This window comes from Rheinheimera sp. (genome assembly GCF_030690345.1).
Lineage (GTDB): Bacteria > Pseudomonadota > Gammaproteobacteria > Enterobacterales > Alteromonadaceae > Alishewanella.
In genome coordinates this window covers 86,943-108,508 of the sequence record NZ_JAUYGV010000007.1, presented here as the reverse complement: position 1 = coordinate 108,508, position 21,566 = coordinate 86,943, and the positions used below count along the sequence as shown (strand labels likewise).

Genomic DNA, 21,566 nt, shown 5'->3' with positions numbered 1-21,566 from the left:
CCCGTTATGCCCTACCGTCCACGTTCAACTCTGGAGCAATGGCGCATTTTGCAAGCGGTGGTCGATGCCGGTGGCTATGCGCAAGCAGCAGAGCTGCTGAATAAAAGCCAATCATCGCTGAACCATGCCGTAGCAAAATTGCAAACCCAGCTGGGTGTTGAGTTGCTGGAAGTGCGCGGTCGCAAAGCCTATCTGACCGAAGCAGGTGAAGTGATGCTGCGCCGCTCACGGTTACTGACACAGCAAGTGGAAGATTTGGAATTGCTGGCTGCCAATATCGACCAGGGCTGGGAGCCGGAAATCCGTATTGCAGTTGAACTGGCCTACCCGCGACGCTTTTTAAATGAAGCCCTGGCAGCGTTTTATCCGCTCAGCCGCGGCAGCCGTATTCAGCTTATCGATTGCGTTATTACCGGCACCGCAGAAATTATTCAGCAAAAACGCGCTGATCTGGTTATAGCTGCCTCGGCTGTTATTCCTAAAGGCTACCTGGGTGAACATCTGTGTCATACCCGCTTTATTCCGCTTACCGGTAGCCATAACCCGCTGGCCACGGCCAGCCATATTGATCAAAATGAGTTGAGCCAACATTTGCAACTGGTGATCCGCGACACAGCACAGAAACCGCAGGAAAATATCGGTTGGTTGCGCGCGGAGCAACGCTGGACAGTAGATAACTTCTTTGAAGCGATAGAAATTTTGCAACTTGGGTTAGGCTTTTGCTGGTTGCCGGATTTTATGGTGACAGACTATATTGCCCGTGGCACTCTGGTGCAACTTAGCCTGAACCAAAGCAGCGAGCGCATGGCAACCATATCGCTGGTCGCGCCCAAAGAAGAAACGCTTGGCCCCGGCAGTAAACAATTACGCCAGTTAATTCTGGCGGCTCATCAAAAATCCTGAGGCAACTATGCAACAACAAGAACTGAATAACTTAATGCAGGCCGCGGCCGCAGACGCGGTAAACTATGCCGCAGAAGAGCACAATATAACGCTGGATCACAGCATAGACAGCCTGCAGCAAATTGATGTTCTGCTGGCAGAATTACACAGCCGGGAACAAAAGCAGCGCCATTCGGCCGAAGTGGTGTTTACCTTATGTAACATTATCGGCGCATATATTGGCGAATTATTTATCGCCAATGTTGGCGGTCACTGGCAGCACGATCAGACCAACAGCGAAGCCCCCTTTGTTTATATACGGCTGAATGACAAAGAATTTCCATTTGCTTCAGTGTGTTACCACAAATTCACTAAGGACAACAGCATCAGCCTGTATGACTATGTAAAGCAAGCTATGGCAAATGCTATGCAGTAAGGCTTTTGTCGGCGGCGTTAAGCAGGTAAAATGCCGCCAATTTTTAGCCTTTCCACTTTCAGTCATTCGAGGATTGCCGTGAGCGAGCAGAAAACATCGTTAAGCTACAAAGACGCCGGAGTTGATATTGACGCAGGTAATGCGTTAGTTGAACGGATTAAAGGCGCAGTCAAACGCACACGTCGCCCTGAAGTTATGGGTGGTTTAGGTGGCTTTGGCGCCCTGTGCCAAATTCCGGCTGGTTATAAAGAGCCGGTACTGGTATCAGGCACTGACGGTGTAGGCACCAAGCTACGCCTGGCGATGGATTTAAAACGCCATGACGGCGTTGGCATTGACCTGGTGGCCATGTGTGTTAACGACCTGGTCGTACAAGGTGCGGAGCCTCTGTTCTTCCTCGACTATTACGCCACCGGCAAACTGGATGTTGACACTGCCTCAGCGGTAGTTAACGGTATCGCCGAAGGCTGTTATCAATCCGGCTGTGCGCTGGTTGGCGGCGAAACCGCAGAAATGCCGGGCATGTATCACGGCGAGGATTACGACATCGCCGGTTTCTGTGTTGGTGTGGTAGAAAAAGCCGATATTATCGACGGCAGTAAAGTACAACCGGGCGATCAGTTAATCGCCATGGCCTCTTCCGGCCCGCATTCCAACGGTTTTTCGTTAATCCGTAAAGTATTGGAAGTTAGCGGTCAGAGCCCGGATACTATACTGGAAGGCAAACCCCTGGCAGATCACCTGCTGGAGCCTACCCGCATTTATGTGAAAAACCTGCTTAACCTGTTTAAGCAAACCCCGGTGCATGCGCTGTGTCATATTACCGGTGGTGGCTTTTGGGAAAATATCCCACGCGTATTGCCGGAACATACCAAAGCGGTTATTGACGGTACCAGCTGGCAGTGGCCGGCCATTTTCAACTGGCTGCAACAGCAGGGTAATATCAGCCGCCACGAAATGTACCGCACCTTTAACTGTGGTGTTGGCATGCTGGTAGTGGTACCACAGGACAAACTGCAACAGGCCATCAGCATACTGCGTGATGCCGGCGAAACCGTATGGCACCTGGGTGAAATTCAATCTGCAGCTGCAGGTGATGAGCTGGTTATTATTAACGAATAAGGCAACCGATGAAATCTATCGTAGTACTGATTTCCGGCAGCGGTTCTAACCTGCAGGCCATTATTGATGCCTGCAGCAGCGGTTTTATCCCGGGCAAAGTCAGTGCCGTCATTGCCAATAAAGCCAACGCCTATGGCTTGGTGCGTGCGAATGAGGCGGGGATCAGTACTCAGGTATTGAGCCATAAAAATTACGCCAGCCGGGAAAAATACGATATTGCCCTGATGGATGCCATTGATCAGCACCAGCCGGATTTAGTGGTGCTGGCCGGTTTTATGCGCATTTTAAGCCCTGCTTTTGTACAACACTTTAGCGGCCGCTTATTAAATGTGCATCCTTCGCTGTTGCCAAAATATCAGGGGCTGGATACCCATCAACGCGCCATTGACGCCGGTGATAGCGAACATGGTTGCAGTGTGCACTTTGTTACCGAGCAACTCGATGGCGGTCCGGTGATTTTGCAAGCCAAAGTACCACTGTTTAACGACGATGATGCAACCAGCCTGGCTGAACGTGTACACGAACAGGAACACCGCATTTATCCGTTAGTGGTACGCTGGTTTTGTCAAAACCGTTTACAACAGCAGGCAGATCAGGCATGGTTGGATGGCAATGTATTAGCAGCCAACGGTTATGCCAATGATGATGAAGACTAACCGGCGCCTATGGGCGCCTTTTATCGTAATAGCAACACTCTTTAGCACTGCAACCAGTGCAGAAATCGCACCGTTAAGCAGCTTTAACGCTGACTATGTTGTCTACCGCGCCGGCAAAAAGCATGGTGAGGCCAACCGCTATTTAAAACAAACTGAACAAGGCTATCAACTCGGCTACAGCAGTAATATCAGCTGGATGATCTTTTCCGACAAGCGGCAGGAAACCTCTGACTTTGTTATTAATGACGGCCAAATCCAGCCACTGCGTTATGTACTTAACCGCACCGGCAGCGGCCCCGATCGTTATTATGAGCTGAACCTTAACCCTGACACCAAAGTGCTGAGCGAAGGCAAAAGCCGCAAAGCCAAAGCGGTAGATTGGCAGGATGACTGGCTGGATCAAATCAGTTATCAGCTGCAATTGGTGCTGGATCTTAAAGCCGGCAAAACAGAATTCAGCTACAACGTACTAAACCGTAACGGCAACAGTAAGATGTATCATTACAAAGTGGTGGCCGAAGAAAAGCTGCCTCTGCCTTATGGTAATATCGATACGCTGCGCATTGCGCGGATTGAAGCAAACAGCGATAAACAAATTTATGCCTGGGTAGCCCCTGAGCTGGATTATATGCTGGTACGCTTATGGCGCGGTGAAGACAACGTCGAACAATTTGATGTGCAGCTACACAAACTGGACCTGACACCGCAGGTTCAGGCTAACGGCTCGCCGTAGCGGAACAACTGACTCTCCCCCGCTTCCATCTTATGCCACTGCTCATTATTGGTCAGTGGCTCAGTAGCAATAATCGTCACCACATCATTGGGTGTGGTTTCGCGGCTGAAATCAATATCCACATCCACATCTGACAACCGCGCTACACCAAAAGGGGCGCGTCGGGTTATCCAGTGTAGTTTGGTGGTGCAATACGTCAGCAAGTACTCACCATCGGTCAGCAGCATATTAAACACACCCAATTTTTGCAGCTCTTTGCATTTACGTTGAATAAACTTAAATGCCGTTTTACGGCCGGGCGATTTATCCGGATAACGCTTATCCAGCTCGCTTAACAGATAGCAAAATGCGCGTTCGCTATCGGTAGTCCCCACCGGGGTAAAGCGCGCTACCGGCAACTGTTGATAGCCGCTCAGCTGGCCATTGTGCGCATAAGTCCAGTAGCGGCCCCACAGCTCACGGCTAAACGGGTGGGTGTTTTCCAATGCCACTCTGCCGCGATTCGCCTGGCGCACATGCGCGATCACAGCGCAGCTTTTAATCGGATAGTCTGACACCAACCTGGCAATTTCAGATTGATAACTGGGCAGCGCATCTTTAAAAGTGCAGACACCCTTGTTTTCATAAAACGCCACACCCCAGCCATCTTTGTGCGGTCCGGTGCGGCCACCGCGCTCTTTTAAGCCTTTAAAGCTGAAACAAATATCTGTCGGCACATTCGCCGACATGCCGAGTAATTCACACATACAGATCCTTAGCACAAAACCTGCCTGCAGCAGGCGAAACTGAGCCAAACGGCTATGCTTAAGCGTATAAGCCTACGAGTTGCACCTTAAGTTGACAATCACTTTGTGCATCAGCAGGTTTCAGGGCTTGCAACTTTAGCCAAAGCGTTCTACTCTAGCCGCATAGTGGTCAGACCTCTCATCAGGAGCAAAAGATGGAAGTGATAATTCTCTGCGCGGTGCTTATCGCCGCAATCGGTATCCTGGCATATAACCGTGCCAGTTTAACCATGTTTACCGCTGCAATAGCAGTAATTCTGGCGGTGGGTAGCGCCTTTGATGCTGCAGGCACGGTAGCTTGGGTAGTGTTTTTGTTGGTGGCACTGCCATTAAATATTGCCGTGATACGTCAGCAATATCTTACCAAGCCGCTGCTTAAGCTATACCGCAAAATAATGCCGGAAATGTCTACCACGGAAAAAGAAGCCATCGACGCCGGTACTACCTGGTGGGAAGCTGATTTATTCCGCGGCAACCCGGACTGGCACAAGATGCACAACTTCCCGGTACCACGCTTAAGCGCTGAAGAGCAGGCGTTTCTGGATGGCCCGGTAGAAGAATTACTGGCGATGGTCGATGACTGGCATACCACGCACGAACGTGCTGATTTAACCCCGGAAGTTTACCAGTACCTGAAAGACAAAGGCTTTTTTGCCATGATCATCAAGAAAGAATATGGTGGTCTGGAATTCTCTGCTTATGCCCAATCTTGCGTACTGCAAAAATTAACCAGTAAAAGTATGGTGTTATCCAGTGTTGTTGGTGTACCTAACTCACTGGGCCCGGGCGAATTACTGCAGCACTACGGTACTGACGAGCAGAAAAAACATTATTTACCCCGCTTAGCCAAAGGCCTGGAAGTGCCGTGTTTCGCGCTGACCAGCCCGGAAGCCGGCTCGGACGCCGGTGCCATTCCGGATACCGGTATTATTTGTAAAGGCCAGTGGGAAGGTAAAGAAGTCGTCGGTATGCGCCTGACATGGAACAAGCGCTATATTACGCTGGCACCTATTGCTACCGTACTGGGTTTAGCCTTTAAGCTGTACGACCCGGAAAAACTGCTTGGTGAAACCGAAGAGCTGGGTATTACCTGTGCGCTGATTCCGGTTAGCACGCCGGGCGTTAAAATTGGCCGTCGCCACTTCCCGCTTAATGTGCCGTTTCAAAATGGTCCTACCCAGGGCGAAAACATCTTTGTACCACTGGACTACATTATCGGTGGCGCCAAAATGGCCGGCCAGGGCTGGCGTATGCTGGTGGAATGTTTATCAGTAGGCCGTGCTATTACCCTGCCGTCAAACAGTACCGGTGGTATTAAAGCCGTAGCCCTGGCTACCGGCGCCTATGCCCGGATCCGTCGTCAGTTCAGATTACCGATTGGTAAAATGGAAGGCGTGGAAGAAGCAATGGCCCGTATCGGTGGTTATGCCTATATGGCTGATGCTTCCACTACGATGTCTGTCGGTTCGATTGACCTTGGCGAAAAGCCGTCAGTAATTTCAGCTATTACCAAATACCATATGACCGAGCGGATGCGCCAGGCCATCATCGATGCCATGGATATCCACGGCGGTAAGGGCATTTGTATGGGCCCGAACAACTATCTGGCGCGCGGTTACCAGGGTGCCCCTGTTGCCATTACGGTGGAAGGCGCCAATATTCTTACCCGTAATATGATTATTTATGGTCAGGGCGCTATCCGCTGTCATCCTTATGTACTGGCAGAATTACAGGCTGCGCAGTTGGACGACCAGGGCGCAGCAGTAACTGCCTTTGATAAAGCGCTGTTTGGCCATATCGGTTTTGCTATCAGCAACTTCTTCCGTACCTTCTGGTTATCGCTAACCGGTGGCGCTTTCAGCAGCAGCCCATACAGCGACGCCACGGCGAAGTACTACAAGCAAATGAACCGTTTCAGCGCCGCTATGGCACTGATGTCTGACGTAGCAATGGGTACCCTGGGTGGCGATTTAAAACGCCGCGAACGTATCTCTGCCCGGCTGGGTGATATTTTAAGTATGCTGTATCTGACCTCAGCGGTATTAAAGCGCTACAACGACGAAGGCCGTAAAATTGACGATTTACCGCTGGTGCAATGGGCCTGTGAAGACAACCTGGCCAAAGCACAGCTGGCGTTAAACGAGTTGTTTGATAACTTCCCTAACCGCGTGGTGGGTGTGGTATTAAAACGCGTGGTATTCCCGTGGGGCCGTACCTTACGCAAAGCGTCTGATGTTATCGAGCACCAGGTTGCCCGCATTATGCAAACGCCGGGCGAAGCGCGCTCACGTCTGGGCCATCATATGTACCTGACCAACGAGCCGCAAAACCAACTAGGTTTAATGGAACAGGCGTTACTGGATGTACTGGCAGCCGAGCCAATCTTTGATAAGGTAACCCATGCCGCCGGTAAGCGTCTGCCGTTCTTCCGCCTGAACGAAGTGGCCGATCTGGGTTTAGAGTTAAAAGTCATTACCGAAGCCGAAGCCAACATACTGCGCACCGCAGAGAAAGGCCGCTTATTTGCCATTAACGTTGATGACTTTGAGCCGGAATATCTGGCTGCCGACAAAACTCTGACCCAACAGGGCCCGGGCGCAGTGGCCAAAGATAAAAAAGATAAAGCCGCTTAACGCTTTACCTTTAGCTAAAAAAACGCCGGCAGTTGCCGGCGTTTTTATTTGTTGCACAGTTTGCTACACAATAACACTGCAGCTTAGTTAAAGTTCACCACTAACTCAGCCGAGCAGCTTGCAGTAGCCTGCTGACAAATTTTGTAGCTTACCGTTGTCGCTTCAGAGCGGAAGCTGTCATTTACCCGGCCGGAGCGGTTTAAATCACGTACTGCTACATTGTCACGATACAGCGTTAAATCTGTTGCATCGCCACTCCAACGCAGTTGCACAAGGCTTTGGCCTGAGCGTGAACGTATGGTACGCAACAGTTCTAACGTCACATCCAGCGGCGGAATAACAGCCGGCAAACTGAACGACACCACCACCGGATCATGATCTGATGAGCGGTACGCATCCGCCGCGTAATAATCTAACTGCTGTTGCGCCGACTTCGACTCAACATTGTAATCCAGCGCTATCGGCTCATCGGCATTAATATTCCACTTGGTCGCATCCTGAAGATATTGCAACGCCATGTCATTTAACAGCGCATGATCCAGCGCGCCGGATAAACCGGAGAACACATAGCCATGGCCCGGCACTTTGCCCAGCGCTTCAAACACATTGATATAACCGGCTTGCGCCAGCGCAGCAATAGGGTCTTCTTTGGCGTAGGCATTGAGATCACCCATTACCACGGCCGGGGTATCGGCAAACTGCTCTGCAGCAAAAATGCCTATTGCTTGTGCGGCGCGGGTGCGGCTGATATTACAGTTGCCCTGGCCATCGCCGGTATCACCGTCTTGTGCGCCACAGCCTGAGCCTTTCGATTTTAAATGGTTTACCATAACGGCAAATTCGGCGTCATTTTCCAGCAAGCGGAAACGCTGTGCCAGCATCGGCCGGTTACGGTTGTCATCAAACAACGCCACGCCCTGCTCATCTACTGCTGAATTGCCGGAATCCAATATCAACAACGGCGCAGCTGGTGTCACCAGATCGGCACGGTAAATTAAGCCTACCGCAATTTCATCCGTGCCAACCGGGCCACCGGCGTTAATATACTGCCAGCTGTCATTGCCGGATGCGCTGCGCAAGCCAGCGATCAGATCGGCAATGGCAGAAGTGTCACTGTAGCCGTCGTTCTCAATTTCCATCAAACCGACAACAGCAGCATCCAGTGCCAGCATTGCCGACAGAATTTTCGCCCGCTGGCGGTCAAACTCCAGCGCGCTATCTGCACCACGTGCCGTCGGGAAGCCGCCGCCCAGGCCATCGCCATTAAAGTAGTTCAGCACATTAAAGCTGGCTACTTTGATATTGCCGTCAGCCGCCAGCTGCGGCGCTGCAGTGCGTGGGTTGCTGTGAATAAAATTAACGCTTTGCGTCGGCATAATGCGGTATTCATTAAAACCGTAATGCACAGTACCGGTAAGGTTAAGCACCGTATCACCACTGCGCACCACATTCGCCGCCGATAAGCCACCGGTTGGATAAGGCACCACAGCAGGGTTCTGCACAGTACTGGCATCATCCAGTACAATTTTATTCAGTGCATGCTCTGCTGCCAGCGCTATAGCGTCCGGCCCCGGGTTTACTACCTGAGTTGGCGTATAGCGACGGCCATTGGCCAGCGTCAGCTCGCCAAAGCGGCCGAGGGTGGAGGTGTCGTTTACCGTTAGTTGCTGAGCAAAGCTTACCAGCATGCCTTCTACTGCTTCAAGCTCTGCCAGGCTGCTGACCGGCAAACCAAAGGGTGTCGGCGCCGGTAAGGTGCTGCTGCCGCAATCGAGACTGGCTCTGATATCCGCCAATTGAGTATGGCCAAAATATTCGCCCACGGTACCTTGTAAGCGCACACGTTGGCCAACCTCTACCGCAGGGCTGCTATTAACATAGACAAACAGCCCTTCTGAGCTGGCCGGATCATTATCCTGCTCATCGCCAACGGCTTGAATATTATAACCTTGCAAGCCCGGTAGCAGCTGGGTTACCACGGCTTCAACCTGCACCACTTCACCCACCAGCGGGCTTGCCATACCGCTACCCTGAATAGCAGAAACCGGCGTAGCCGGCTCGCCACAGGCTAATATCGGTTCCGGCTCAGGATCCGGATCTCCGGGGCCACCGCCTTCACCGTTAAATAAGCCTATATCGCTAAAATCGTCCTGGGAAAAGCCCAGCCACTGGTCTGCCGGGTCAAAGCTGTCATTTGGATTTGCATCATAGCTGACAGCGGCACGGCGCAGCGTATCGTTTGCGGTGGTAATACTACCTGAGCCCCAGGCAGAGCCCGGGTCAACACCCAGCTGGCCTATTGAGTCCAGCACCACACCATTTTTACTCAAGGTAATGGTGTCATCGCCGTTCCACAGGCTTTGTGTTACCTGCAGATCCGTCAGTGCCAGTAACTGTGCTGCCGAATCATTATCGGCAATAACAAAGGTCGCCCCTGCAGCAATACTGCCACTGAGGTTAATCGTGGTACCTGCTGTGGTATTGCCATTGAAATAGACCTGAACGCTGTAGGCATCCAGTGCAATGGCATCATTGGTTGGGTTATACAACTCCAGCGCTTTATTATTGCCGGACCCTTCAACATATTCGGAAATAAACAGTTCGGCATGTACTGCCGGTGCCAATAACATGGCGATAGTTGCTGATAATGTCCTGATTTTCATTTTGTGCTCCCTGGTTGTTTTATTAAGGACAACCGAATATAAAGCGCTTTTATGGCACATTCATTAACTTTGGTTAATTTATGCCACTTATTTTATTACATCAAATCGTCAAAAGTTTTTACAACACATACCTAACCCACGCGGTGCTAAATAAATAGACGTAAAGCCATCCAAATTTAAGCCAGCCACTTCCATCTGCGGCCGGGATCAGGTTTACTGTGGCTGAGCTTAGCTAACGGAGAATAAGATGTTTAAAGTAAACCAGTATTTTGACGGCAAAGTGGCGTCTATCGCCTTTGCCGGTGAGCAATTACCGGCAACAGTGGGTGTTATGGCGCCTGGCGAATACGAATTCGGCACCAGTGCGCATGAAGTGATGACCGTCGTCAGCGGTGCCTTAACTGTGTTATTGCCGGGTGCTAACGGTTGGCAAACCTATAGCCGCGGCCAGCAGTTTGAAGTGCCGGCTAATAGCAAGTTTCAGTTGCAGGTAGCAGTAGATACCGCGTACCTTTGCACCTATGCCTGATATGGTAACAAGGAAACCGTCATGCGCGGTATGCGCTCTGCAGCAAAACAACCAGAGCCGGTAAAACGGCCGCAAGCCACTAACCTGAAACAAACCCTGGCCATGCTATGGCCGTATTTGTGGCAGTTTAAATACCGCGTATTACTGGCGCTACTGGCCTTAATTGCCGCTAAGGCTGCCGTGCTGCTAATGCCGCTGGCGTTGAAATACATTGTCGACGCACTCGACAGCGGCCAGCACAGCGTCTTGCTGCTGCCGGTGGCGTTGTTATTGCTGTATGGCGGCCTGCGCTTCGCCGGGGTGTTTTTTGGCGAAGTGCGCGATGCGCTGTTTGGCCGGGTCACCGAGCATGCCATGCGCCAGCTTGGCCTTAAAGTATTTCAGCACCTGCACAGTTTAGAGCTGGCGTTTCACCTGGACAGACAAACCGGCGGCATCAGCCGCGATATTGAGCGCGGTACTAACGGCTTAAGTTTCTTAATGCGCTTTTTAATGTTTAATATTGCGCCTACGCTGTTTGAAATTCTGGCCGTCGCGGTGATTTTCGCCACGCTGTTCTCCCCGCTATATTCGCTGGTGACCGTGTTAGCCGTTGGCATCTATATCTTTTTTACCGTAGTGATTACCGAGTGGCGCAATAAATACACCCGCGAAGCCAACCAGGCTGATAACACTACCAACAGCCGCGCTATCGACAGCCTGCTGAACTACGAAACAGTAAAATACTTTAATAACGAGCAGTATGAAGCACAAACCTATGACAGCTTTTTGGCCAAATGGGAGCAAGCACGGTTAAAAAACCGCTTAAGCCTGCTGGCGCTAAACTCCGGCCAGGCGCTGATTATTGCCGCGGCTATTACAGCGCTAATGTGGCTGGCCGCCGATGAAGTGGTCAACAAACAGCTGACCCTGGGTGATTTGGTGATGGTAAATGCCTATATGATCCAGCTGTTTTTGCCGCTGAATTTTTTAGGTTTTGTCTACCGTGAAATCCGCCGCGCACTGACCGATCTGGAAAATATGCTCGGTTTGCTAAAGCGAGAGCCGGAAATAACCGATAGTCCGGCTGCTCAGCCGCTGCTGCTGACGCAAGGCAATATTACCTTTCATCAGGTCGGCTTTGGTTATCAGCGCGAGCGGCCGATTTTGCAACAGCTCAGCTTTAGTGTACCGGCCGGCAGCAAGGTCGCCATCGTCGGCGCCAGCGGTGCCGGCAAAAGCACCATCGCCAGGCTACTGTACCGCTTTTATGCTGTCAGCAACGGCAAGATCTGTATTGATGGTCAGGACATCAGTAACGTCACACTGGACAGCCTGCGCCGCTCCATTGCTATAGTGCCGCAAGATACGGTGCTGTTTAACAACAGCATTCGCGATAATATCCGCTATGGCCGCCCCGATGCCAGCGAGGCGCAGATTGACCAGGCCATTGAGCTGGCCCACCTGCGCAGCTTTATCGACAGCCTGCCGCAGGGCGATGCCACTGTGGTCGGCGAGCGTGGCTTAAAAGTCTCCGGCGGTGAAAAACAGCGTATTGCCATCGCCCGCGCCATTTTAAAACAGTCGCCGATTTTGCTGTTTGATGAAGCCACCTCAGCACTGGACTCCGCCTCCGAACAAGCCATTTTGCAGGCGATGCGCGAAGTGGCGCGTAATCACACCAGCGTGGTCATTGCCCACCGGCTGTCGACTATTACCGACGCCGATAATATCATCGTATTAAAGCACGGCCGGTTGGCTGAGCAAGGCACGCATGATGAGCTGTTAGCCTCAGCTGGTGAATATGCCCGCATGTGGCAGTTGCAGCAAAAACAGCATAACTAATACCGGCCGGCACTGGCATTGCGCACCCGGCCCTGCCTATACTGATGACGCTTAAAATGATAACAATAAGGTACTCTTATGACCCCATTTAAATTCTCTGTTACTGCCCTGCTGGTAAGCTCTGCCCTGCTGCTGGGCGGCTGCGGACCACAGCAACAAAAAGTTACGCCGGCACAGGCTGAGCAAAAACAACTGACCGAAGCCGATGCCGTGGCGTTTCTTAGCGAAACAGAAACTAAACTGGTGCAACTGTATAAAGAATCCAACCGTGCCGAGTGGATCTACTCGAACTTTATAACCGAAGATACCGCCTCACTGGCCGCTGATGTAAATGAAAAACTGACGCTGGAAATGGTGCAACTGGCCACCGCCGCAGCGAAGTTTGACCAGGTAACCTTGTCAGATGACAGCCGGCGCAAACTGGATAAACTGAAACTGGCGCTAACCTTACCGGCGCCGCAAGATGCGGCGAAAACCGCAGAAATGGCGAAAATTGTCGCTGAACTGGGCGGCATGTACGGTAAAGGCAAGTATTGCAAAGCCGATGGCAACTGTTTATCGCTCGGCGACATGTCGGCCATTATGGCCAGCAGCCGCGATTACAACGAGCAGTTGGAAATGTGGCAGGGCTGGCGTGAAATCAGCAAGCCGATGCGGCCGCTGTACACGCGCTTAATTGAGCTGACCAATGAAGGTGCCAAAGAGCTGGGTTATGCCGATACCGGCGCCATGTGGCGCTCTAAGTACGATATGCCGGCAGATGACTTTGCCAAAGAGCTTGACCGCGTCTGGGGCCAGGTAAAGCCGTTGTACGAATCCTTGCACTGTCATGTGCGTAGCAAATTGTCTGAGCACTATGGTGCCGATAAAGTGCCGCTGGATAAACCGATACCGGCGCATTTACTCGGTAATATGTGGGCGCAAAGCTGGGGCAATATTTATGATTTAGTGGCACCGAAAGATGCCGATCCGGGCTATGACGTAACCAAACTGCTGGAGCAGCATAATTACGACGAAATTAAAATGGTGCGCGGCGCTGAAGCGTTTTTCAGCTCGCTCGGTTTTGAGCCGCTGCCGGAAACCTTCTACCAGCGTTCACTGTTTACCAAACCACGCGATCGCGACGTAGAATGCCATGCTTCCGCCTGGGATTTAGACGCCAAAGACGATCTGCGGATTAAAATGTGTATTCAGCGCACCGGTGAAGAGTTCTCGGTTATTCACCACGAACTGGGGCATAACTATTATCAGCGCGCTTATAAAGACCAGCCGGTATATTATCAGGAAAGCGCTAACGACGGCTTCCACGAAGCCATTGGCGATACCATTGCCCTGTCGGTAACGCCGGATTACTTACAGCAAATTGGTTTACTGGACACAGTACCGGACGAGAGCAAAGACATAGGCCTGCTGCTGAAAATGGCGATGGACAAAATTGCTTTTGTACCCTTTGGCTTGTTAGTCGATCAGTGGCGCTGGCAGGTATTTAACGGCCAGATCACACCGGAGCAATATAACCAGAGCTGGTGGCAATTGCGCGAAAAATATCAGGGCGTAGCCGCGCCAATCGCACGCTCAGAAGCCGATTTTGATCCGGGCGCCAAATACCATGTACCGGGCAATGTGCCTTACACCCGTTATTTCCTCGCGCATATTTTGCAGTTCCAGTTCCACAAAGCATTGTGTGATATCGCCGGTAACGAAGGTGCTGTGCATCGCTGCTCGATATACAACAGCAAAGAGGCCGGCACTAAGCTAAACCAGATGCTGGAGATGGGCTCCAGCCAAAGCTGGCAGCAGGCATTAGAAGTGGTAACCGGCAAACCGGAGATGGATGCCAGTGCCATATTGGCCTATTTTGCCCCGCTGCAAGCTTATTTAGACGAACAAAACAAAGGTATGCAGTGCGGCTGGTAACAGCTTAAGCTAACGAAAAAACAAAAAGCCTGCTTCGTGCAGGCTTTTTACATACTGACAATAAAGACCGTTATGCCGTCTTAGTATCAGCACTGATATAACGATAAATCACTGCACCGATAACGGCACCCACGATCGGCGCCAACCAGAACAGCCATAACTGCATCACCGCCCAGTCACCGACAAATACCGCCACACCGGTGCTACGCGCCGGGTTAACCGAGGTATTGGTGACCGGTATGCTGATCAGGTGGATCAGCGTTAAACACAAGCCGATGGCAATCGGCGCAAAGCCTGGTGGCGCCTTTTTATCGGTCGCGCCCATAATAACCAGTAAAAACAGCATGGTCAGCACCACTTCGGTCAGCAAAGCCGCCTGTAAGCTGTAGCCACCGGGCGAGTGTGCACCATAACCGTTAGAGGCAAAACCGGCTGACACATCAAAACCGGCTTTGCCGGTAGCAATGCAGTACAACACCGCACCTGCGGTAACAGCGCCCAACACCTGGGACACTATATAAGGTAACAACTGCTTCGCCGCAAAGCGGCCACCGGCCCATAAGCCAATAGATACCGCCGGGTTTAAATGACAACCGGAAATATGGCCGATAGCATAGGCCATGGTTAATACCGTTAAACCAAAAGCTAACGACACGCCGGCAAAACCAATCCCCAGCTCCGGAAACGCCGCCGCCAATACTGCACTGCCACAGCCACCCAGCACCAGCCAAAAGGTGCCGATAAACTCCGCCACATAAGCTCTCATAGTGTTCTACCTTATTTAACTAAACATCAACCAAAGCAGCGCACAGCACACCAGAATACAGCGACAACCTGATTGCCGGCATATATAACGCATTGAAAATAGTCTGCAAAATAAGAAACAGCAAGGTAGGAACAACAGAGCGGTATCAACTTATCGGCCGCAAAACATTAATGACAGGCGAAGCAGTTTTTCTAGCTGCTGGACAACAGATAGGCCGCTAGCAGGGCCATAACAGCGGTTTTATCTATTCACTTCGGGATGGCTCATATGTGTTATGCATTATAGCAACGCAAACCTTCTGTTTTTACACCATGAAATTCGTCCATCCCTCGACAAAACTCTGTAGCATGGCGACCCAGCAGTGGAGCCCAATACTTGCCAGGCAACTCAGTTTGATTTTGCATATTTTCTAAAAAACCTGTTGCGATGATATCCCTAACTTGCGCGTCACCATTTTCAAGAAGAACTTCTACTGAGACGAAAAGCTCATCACTATTGTCATAGTTTCCTTCAGTGAATCTTTCCAAAACTAATGCTGATAAGGAACCGATTAAGATGATATAAAGAATGCTACCGTCCTCAGACATCCAATCGCTTGCTCGAGAAACCATCCTATCTCTAAAGCCAGGATAGCTCTTGCAGAGTAGTTTTATCATTTCCTCTTTGTTTATCATCAATCCGTACTAACCCTCATGCATAACGCCGATTGTGCGGCAACTTGTTATGTGTTTTGCCGCTTATAATTGCCACCTAAATGTACCTTAAGAACAGGCCAAGATAGTTGTTATGGATATTACTTTTCCAAGGGTTGCCATACAAACGAAATCCTAGTTGCTCAAGTATTTTCACCATCGCCGGATTAGCTGAAATTTCAGTAGAGGCCATTAGATTCTCTTGCCCGAACTCATCCAGCAGCATGCGAGCAATATTTTTTGCTATGCCTTTACCAGCATGGTTTGGGGCCGTGTACAGATACCCAAGCTCCCATTCAAAATCACTGCTTTGCTTTGGAAGCCCAGCTTTCTCATTTGAGAAATCGGATTTAGTCATGACCTTGATAGCGCCAACTCCAGCTACCTTCCCATCAATTTTGGCGATGCATAAAAACTTACACCTGTCAGCTTTGGCCCAAAGATCACCTTGAACTTTCCCCTGCTGCTTCAGTGCGGCAGCAAAGCATTCTCGGACTTTATCTGTAATCTGACTTTTCGAAATTAAATCATATTCGACTTTCATATTCCTAGAATGCTTCCTAGTCGTTCGTTGCGGCACGACGCTTTCTTCACATAACGCCCGCCACACACGCGAGTAACTTGTTGCGAGTCGAGCGCCCAACGGGCGCGTTTTTGATGGCGCTTGTTAACTAGCTGAACTTGCAATTGTATTTGCACTTTTAATAGCCAAATCCAAGTACCGCTCCGCTTCATTCTGTGAAATTGCAAAGTCTGGTAAATGACTGGCTCTGTTTCTTAACTGCCGAAGCTCGTTAATAAGTTCAATGCTATCGGAACTAAAATTTCCCGTGCTTGATAAATGCTCTAAAATCAGTCTCGGATTCGTTCTTTTAATTGTTGTGCCTGTGGTCAGGTTACTTTTAACAGCTGCTGTTTCTATTAATGTCCAAGCTTCTACAATCGCAGCCCGTGGTGAAATTTCGGCAAGTCTATACAGCATTTCTTTTTGACTGATAACTTCAGGGTTTTCATCAAAAATAGGTGCTTCAGGCTGATTCATAACTGAAGCCTTTTGTTCAGCTTTGGCTAGCTCTTTTTCAAAGCTAATTTCAGTGTCACCGTGTCTTAGCGCTGTCAGCCTGTTTAACAGACTTCGGACTTCATTTCTGAATAAATAACCGAGCCAGACGACTGAAACAGGCCAAGCTAAAGCTTTTACTATTTCTACGAAATGCTCCATATCTCTCCTTGGCCAGTTAACGCCGCCAGCACGCGCGACTTTGTAGTGGAGGCGCAGCAGCAACAAAAAAGCCGTCGAGGTGCCTGGCTTTATTATGCATCGGTCTCATGCCTGGTTTGCCAAAACGTCAGTTGATATCCTTCCAGGTCTTCCGGATCGTCTGGCATGAATAGTGAGACAGTGCACGGCTTCGATGGAAACTGCCAAGCCAATTTAGCTTCGTAGATTTCCTTCAGAACGTTGCCCAAATAGGCGATCTTTTCTGCATTCGCTTTGTCATTTTCGTGGTTGTGGAAATCGAAAATGTGAACATGGTTGATAACACACTCGACAGATTTTCTGGTGCTATGTGTCTGTGCTTCAAAGCCTCTCACGTTTTCTGCTTTTGTTCCTTCCCTAAATATATAGCCGTCAAATTCCATAAATCTAGGCCAGAATATAGTGGAGTAGCCTAACGCCAGGTTGAAATTCCCCTCGTGACCAATCCATGCGTCGACGTCAACGCCCTTTCCGTTGTTCCAGAGTCGAGTTTCCTCTATAAGATGTTCAAGTTTCTTCATAGCTCTCATGCATAACGCTCAAAGCAGCTGCGCGGTACGCGTCGGCTGCCTTTGCTTATTAAATGCTGGACGCTACTGAGGAATTTCAATATTGGCCAGCTCCATTTGCTCTTTCGGGTTCCAGTTTGGCGGAATCAACTTTTTATTGCCCCACCATTTACAGTTATCTTGTTTGACCCACTTGAGGCGGATCTTAGCAAGATGCTCAGGTGTAGAGCGCAGGTCAAATTCTGCACCTGACTCAGAGCCACAGCACTCGCAGATTTCAAATGTGGTGCAGTTGAAATCATCTAAAACCGTTATATCCGCAAAACCGCAGATTGGACACCCTTGCTTGTTCATACTTATGGCATTTAACATTTTATTATTGAGCATGCTCGTTTTCTCAATTCCGATAGAGGAAACAGGAATTGATAGTTTATTGAAAAATAACCACAAATTCTCAACTGCCATTATCACATTCTGGAAAAACGAGCTTGCCTTATATTTCGGGAGCTGTGCGTTATATTTCTGCACCCTTCGCCTTAAGTACCTAATTTATAGGATGTACATATATTCAGCAACCAGCTTATTAATGTTTGCCAGCACTAAAGTGCTATGGTGCATTTTTCACCAACTGCTTAGCTTGTGTGGTACCCCAACAGGAGCTAACACCATGTATAACTATAAAAATTATTTACTTACCGCCCTTGTTACCGTTTTTGCCAGTTGCAGCCTGATGCTGCAGGCGGCTTGTGTTGATGCGGTGGTACTGGTACACGGCAATACCGCTACACCGGCAAGCTGGAATAACACTTATAACTACTTACTGACCAAAGGCTACAGCAGCAGCGATATTTACCGGCCGGACTGGGGTTCGAAAAGCTGTGCTGCCTGCAATGACCACAACGGCAGTGAAGAAACCCCGGTACGCAATGCACTGCAACAGGCCTTAGCCAATTCCTGCACCGGCAAGATAGATGTTATAGGTCATTCGATGGGCGCTACCCTGGCGGCTCAGCAAATAGACAAGCTGGCTATAGCGTCACAGGTAAACAGTTTTGTCGGTATTGCCGGCGCGTTTCGCGGCTTATTAAGTTGTGGTGTCTACCCGTACAATGTATGGAACTCAACCTGCGGCAGTGCCGGTTTGTCGGTATCCAGCCCGTTTCTGGACAGCTTATACGGCACCCGCTTCGGCCAAAAAGTGTATTCAATCAAAAGTTACAGCGATCAGGTGGTGTGTGCCAGCGGCAGCTGCCTGGTATATGGTATTCACAGCAGCAGTATCTGGGGTGAAAATGCCAGCTATAACTATGTGCTGGGGCATTTCGGCCTGCAAACCGACACCGCGGCGCAGCAATATCAGCTGATTAAATAATTAGCATTGGCCTTCAGGATCAGGTCCTGTAAGTCTCATATAATAAGCTGAATTTAAACAACAAACCGGCAATATGGCTTATATTGGCTGCAGCGTCCAAGCTGCAGCCGTGTTGACTTACCAGGGCTGATTAGTAGGCAGCACAAAGATTTCGGCCACATTGACATGTGCGGGGGCCTCGAGGGCAAAAAGCACAGTGTTAGCAATATCTTCAGCTTTCAGAAAGGTCATCTGTTGTTTTAAACCTTCCATTTGCTGACGATAGTTTTCATCTGAAATATGTTCAAATAACTCAGACTCGACAGCCCCGGGCTGAATGCAAGTTACTCTTATATTGTGTTTTGGTGCGATTTCAAGCCTCAGCCCTTCAGAGAAGGCTGTCACAGCATGTTTAGACGCACAATACACACTCAGGCCCGGAAACACCTTACGCCCGGCAATAGAAGAGGTATTCACTATATGTCCGCTGCCCTGGCGTTGCATATAAGGTAAAACAGCAGCAGTGGTATTGAGCACTCCTTGCACATTCACATCCAGCATCTGCTGCCATTCCTGCGTTTTTAACTGTTCAATATCTGAGATCGGCATTAAACCTGCGTTGTTAAAAGCGATGTCGATTGAACCATAAGTTTTCGCCAGTAACTCCACTCCGGCTTGCACCGAGTCAGGATCCGTAACATCCATAGTTAGCGCTATAGCTTCTCCACCTGATTTTCGGATTTGTGCAGCCAGCACCTCCAGTTGCTGACTACGCCGGGCAGCCAAACCTACTTTGGCACCGGCTTCAGCCAGTTTTAGCGCGGTGGCTTTACCAATACCGCTGGAAGCCCCGGTAATTAATGCGACTTTGTGTTGAATATTCATAGATCACCTCTGTTTCAGCAATTTTCGATTCACTAAAATCCAAATGTTTTAGTGTTTGCTGATCGTGACAGTAAAGCAGAGGGGCCGCCGCTGCGCTTTTGAGCAGACTGTTGTGATTTTGCTGCGCTGTGAGCTTTTCAGTAATTATAAGCAGCCATTTCTGTATTGTACTGGCGTAACACCAACTTCGCGTTTAAACAGCTGACTGAAATGGCCAGGATTTTGATAACCAACCTGCAGGGCTATATCAATAACAGTATCGTTACTTTGTCTTAAGAGTTGCTGTGCTAACTCAATACGCAAACGGATCTGATACCGGGAGGGCGATACACCTGTAGATTTTTTGAACGCCCGGCAAAAATGGGCTTCGGTCAGTTCTGCAACCTTAGCCAAAGCCGACAGCTGAAAAGGTTCTGTGAGCTGTTGCTCCAATAGCCTCAGTACTTTTTGCAATTTAAAAGCCGGAAGACCTCCTTTGAATACTGTTTTGTTTTTATCACCAATATAATTGCGCAGTAAATAAACTGTCAGACTTTGCCCCAATCCTTGCATCATAAGTTGGCTGCTTTTGTTTTGCATCAGTTCCGTCTGAATTTGCCTCAGATAAAAACTCAGTATCGGGTCTTCCTGCGCTGAGAGCTCCTTTAAGCTTATATCTTTAGTGCTGCGGCCATAAAGCTCACAGAAAGTGCTTTGCAACAAAGGTAAGCTTAAATACAAGTGCATCACAATAAAGGCTTCTGTTGTTGTGCTTTGCCAACATAATTCGGATGGAGTACTACTGCTGGTTAAAAAAAAGTCTCCCTTTTTGGCTTGGCTGTAGTGCCACTCTCCATCCGGTTCTCTCTCTCCTACGTTGGCCTCGCCAGAAACGACCCATACCAGCAAAGGTTCTGGTACCGCAGGGATCAGAAAGGAGTTTTGCTGGTGGTGGCGATGAAATATTTGGACTAACAAGCCTTTATCTGCATGGTTGGCATTTGAGAATAACAAAGTGCCGGGAACCTGCTGATCCAATGATAACGGAGAACTGAGTTCAGTGTGCATGGTGCTTATTCTGATGACATCTAGAGCACCATAATATCGGATCCTGCAACGCTATGCAGTTCTGTCATTACTCAACACTATAGGCGCAGCATGTGTTGGTATCACTAAAACTGCCCGCTGAATAACCATTGCTGTAACTGCGCCAAAGAGTTCACTTCTTTATGTGGTGTTATACCTTGTGGCCGTGCAGCGCCATGGCGGTTTAGCCAGCAGGTGTCGATACCGGCGTTAATGCCGCCCTGAATATCGGCATGCGGGTTGTCGCCGACCATTAAAATCTGCTGCTTCGGTGGATGGTCCATCAGCGCAAAAGCATGGTTAAAAATATCAATATGCGGTTTGGCTACGCCTACCTGCTCTGAAATCACCAGCGGCGAAAATACTTCGGCAAAACCGGTGCGCTCCAGGCGGATTTGCTGCAACTCAGTAAAACCATTGGTAATAATACCCAACTTAGCACGGCCTTTTAACGCAGTTATCAGCTCAGTGGCACCGGGCAGTGGTGTACAGATATCGGCCATTGCCAGCATAAAGGCGCTGTTCAGCGCCGCAGCACTGGTATTCAATTTGGCCGCCCAGGGCGTAAAACGGTTTACCTGCAGCTGTTTGGCGCTGATTTCGCCCTGCTGGTACTGCTGCCACAGCGGCAGATTGATGGACTGGTAATAATCGTATTCCGTGCTATCGAACGCATAGTCATGGCGGGAGAACATTAACTGCAGCCCGGCAAAGGCATCAAAATGAAACAAAGTTTCGTCGGCATCAAACAAAATCCACTGGTAACGCACCGCACTCTCCACAACTTATTACAAAGCGCCAGTTTACCAGCTTAAGGCCGCAGCACACACCCGCGCGGTGTAAGTTGTTACTGCAGT

General features: G+C 49.8%; 21 protein-coding genes. 10 read left to right on the top strand and 11 right to left on the bottom strand.

Going from position 1 to position 21,566, the window contains the following annotated elements; genetic code table 11:
- Positions 1–6 precede the first annotated feature (6 nt).
- The 5 genes from Q8O77_RS11125 to Q8O77_RS11105 are packed head-to-tail and all read left to right on the top strand — an operon-like array spanning position 7 to position 3,829.
- On the top strand, positions 7–903 hold the full coding sequence (locus Q8O77_RS11125) for a LysR family transcriptional regulator (protein ID WP_305552941.1): 897 nt from the start codon (positions 7–9) through the stop codon (positions 901–903).
- A 7-nt stretch (positions 904–910) separates the two neighbouring features.
- The gene (locus tag Q8O77_RS11120; protein WP_305552940.1) at positions 911–1,318 is read left to right on the top strand and encodes a hypothetical protein; all 408 of its coding nucleotides are present in this window, start codon (positions 911–913) and stop codon (positions 1,316–1,318) included.
- A 30-nt stretch (positions 1,319–1,348) separates the two neighbouring features.
- A complete protein-coding gene (purM, locus tag Q8O77_RS11115; protein WP_371133478.1) occupies positions 1,349–2,440 on the top strand; it encodes a phosphoribosylformylglycinamidine cyclo-ligase in 1,092 nt (363 codons plus the stop codon).
- Between the two features lie 8 nt (positions 2,441–2,448).
- A complete protein-coding gene (gene purN / locus Q8O77_RS11110; protein ID WP_305552938.1) occupies positions 2,449–3,096 on the top strand; it encodes a phosphoribosylglycinamide formyltransferase in 648 nt (215 codons plus the stop codon).
- Positions 3,080–3,829 carry a DUF3108 domain-containing protein gene (locus Q8O77_RS11105; protein ID WP_305552937.1) on the top strand — a complete coding sequence of 250 codons (750 nt, stop codon included), beginning with the start codon at positions 3,080–3,082 and terminating at the stop codon, positions 3,827–3,829. Before purN ends, Q8O77_RS11105 begins: the two co-directional genes overlap by 17 nt.
- Here Q8O77_RS11105 and Q8O77_RS11100 read toward each other — a convergent pair.
- On the bottom strand, positions 3,808–4,575 hold the full coding sequence (locus Q8O77_RS11100; RefSeq protein WP_305552936.1) for a class II glutamine amidotransferase: 768 nt from the start codon (positions 4,573–4,575) through the stop codon (positions 3,808–3,810). The genes Q8O77_RS11105 and Q8O77_RS11100 overlap by 22 nt on opposite strands.
- 194 nt (positions 4,576–4,769) lie before the next feature.
- Here Q8O77_RS11100 and fadE point away from each other — a divergent pair, with 194 nt between their 5' ends.
- The gene (gene fadE, locus Q8O77_RS11095; protein ID WP_305552935.1) at positions 4,770–7,247 is read left to right on the top strand and encodes an acyl-CoA dehydrogenase FadE; all 2,478 of its coding nucleotides are present in this window, start codon (positions 4,770–4,772) and stop codon (positions 7,245–7,247) included.
- An 83-nt stretch (positions 7,248–7,330) separates the two neighbouring features.
- Here the strand turns inward: fadE and Q8O77_RS11090 are convergent, their stop codons facing one another.
- Complete coding sequence (locus Q8O77_RS11090) at positions 7,331–9,910, bottom strand: ExeM/NucH family extracellular endonuclease (protein ID WP_305552934.1); 2,580 nt, start codon at positions 9,908–9,910, stop codon at positions 7,331–7,333.
- A gap of 247 nt (positions 9,911–10,157) precedes the next feature.
- Between Q8O77_RS11090 and Q8O77_RS11085 the strand changes: the two genes are divergently transcribed.
- From Q8O77_RS11085 to Q8O77_RS11075, 3 genes are all read left to right on the top strand, one after another.
- Positions 10,158–10,439, top strand: a complete 282-nt coding sequence (locus Q8O77_RS11085) for a pyrimidine/purine nucleoside phosphorylase (protein WP_305552933.1) — start codon at positions 10,158–10,160, stop codon at positions 10,437–10,439.
- Between the two features lie 21 nt (positions 10,440–10,460).
- A complete protein-coding gene (locus Q8O77_RS11080) occupies positions 10,461–12,263 on the top strand; it encodes an ABC transporter ATP-binding protein/permease (protein WP_371133477.1) in 1,803 nt (600 codons plus the stop codon).
- 78 nt (positions 12,264–12,341) lie between these two features.
- Positions 12,342–14,180: a M2 family metallopeptidase gene (locus Q8O77_RS11075; protein WP_305552932.1), complete on the top strand. Its 1,839-nt coding sequence runs from the start codon at positions 12,342–12,344 to the stop codon at positions 14,178–14,180.
- Between the two features lie 70 nt (positions 14,181–14,250).
- On the opposite strand, the gene aqpZ is transcribed toward Q8O77_RS11075, so the two are convergent.
- The 6 genes from aqpZ to Q8O77_RS11045 all read right to left on the bottom strand — a co-directional run bounded on the left by aqpZ (position 14,251) and on the right by Q8O77_RS11045 (position 17,873).
- Complete coding sequence (gene aqpZ, locus Q8O77_RS11070) at positions 14,251–14,946, bottom strand: aquaporin Z (protein WP_305552931.1); 696 nt, start codon at positions 14,944–14,946, stop codon at positions 14,251–14,253.
- Positions 14,947–15,218: 272 nt separating this feature from the next.
- Positions 15,219–15,620 carry a hypothetical protein gene (locus Q8O77_RS11065; protein WP_305552930.1) on the bottom strand — a complete coding sequence of 134 codons (402 nt, stop codon included), beginning with the start codon at positions 15,618–15,620 and terminating at the stop codon, positions 15,219–15,221.
- A 76-nt stretch (positions 15,621–15,696) separates the two neighbouring features.
- Positions 15,697–16,182: a GNAT family N-acetyltransferase gene (locus Q8O77_RS11060; protein ID WP_305552929.1), complete on the bottom strand. Its 486-nt coding sequence runs from the start codon at positions 16,180–16,182 to the stop codon at positions 15,697–15,699.
- Between the two features lie 123 nt (positions 16,183–16,305).
- Positions 16,306–16,860 carry a hypothetical protein gene (locus tag Q8O77_RS11055; protein ID WP_305552928.1) on the bottom strand — a complete coding sequence of 185 codons (555 nt, stop codon included), beginning with the start codon at positions 16,858–16,860 and terminating at the stop codon, positions 16,306–16,308.
- Between the two features lie 92 nt (positions 16,861–16,952).
- Complete coding sequence (locus Q8O77_RS11050) at positions 16,953–17,420, bottom strand: hypothetical protein (RefSeq protein WP_305552927.1); 468 nt, start codon at positions 17,418–17,420, stop codon at positions 16,953–16,955.
- 72 nt (positions 17,421–17,492) lie between these two features.
- On the bottom strand, positions 17,493–17,873 hold the full coding sequence (locus Q8O77_RS11045) for a hypothetical protein (protein WP_305552926.1): 381 nt from the start codon (positions 17,871–17,873) through the stop codon (positions 17,493–17,495).
- Positions 17,874–18,075: 202 nt separating this feature from the next.
- On the opposite strand from Q8O77_RS11045, the gene Q8O77_RS11040 reads away from it, so the two are divergent.
- Positions 18,076–18,780: an alpha/beta fold hydrolase gene (locus Q8O77_RS11040; protein ID WP_305552925.1), complete on the top strand. Its 705-nt coding sequence runs from the start codon at positions 18,076–18,078 to the stop codon at positions 18,778–18,780.
- A 117-nt stretch (positions 18,781–18,897) separates the two neighbouring features.
- Here the strand turns inward: Q8O77_RS11040 and Q8O77_RS11035 are convergent, their stop codons facing one another.
- The 3 genes from Q8O77_RS11035 to yjjG all read right to left on the bottom strand — a co-directional run bounded on the left by Q8O77_RS11035 (position 18,898) and on the right by yjjG (position 21,479).
- The gene (locus tag Q8O77_RS11035) at positions 18,898–19,644 is read right to left on the bottom strand and encodes an SDR family oxidoreductase (protein WP_305552924.1); all 747 of its coding nucleotides are present in this window, start codon (positions 19,642–19,644) and stop codon (positions 18,898–18,900) included.
- A gap of 144 nt (positions 19,645–19,788) precedes the next feature.
- Positions 19,789–20,691 carry an AraC family transcriptional regulator gene (locus Q8O77_RS11030; RefSeq protein WP_305552923.1) on the bottom strand — a complete coding sequence of 301 codons (903 nt, stop codon included), beginning with the start codon at positions 20,689–20,691 and terminating at the stop codon, positions 19,789–19,791.
- 104 nt (positions 20,692–20,795) lie between these two features.
- Positions 20,796–21,479, bottom strand: a complete 684-nt coding sequence (gene yjjG / locus Q8O77_RS11025; RefSeq protein ID WP_305552922.1) for a pyrimidine 5'-nucleotidase — start codon at positions 21,477–21,479, stop codon at positions 20,796–20,798.
- Positions 21,480–21,566 lie beyond the last annotated feature (87 nt).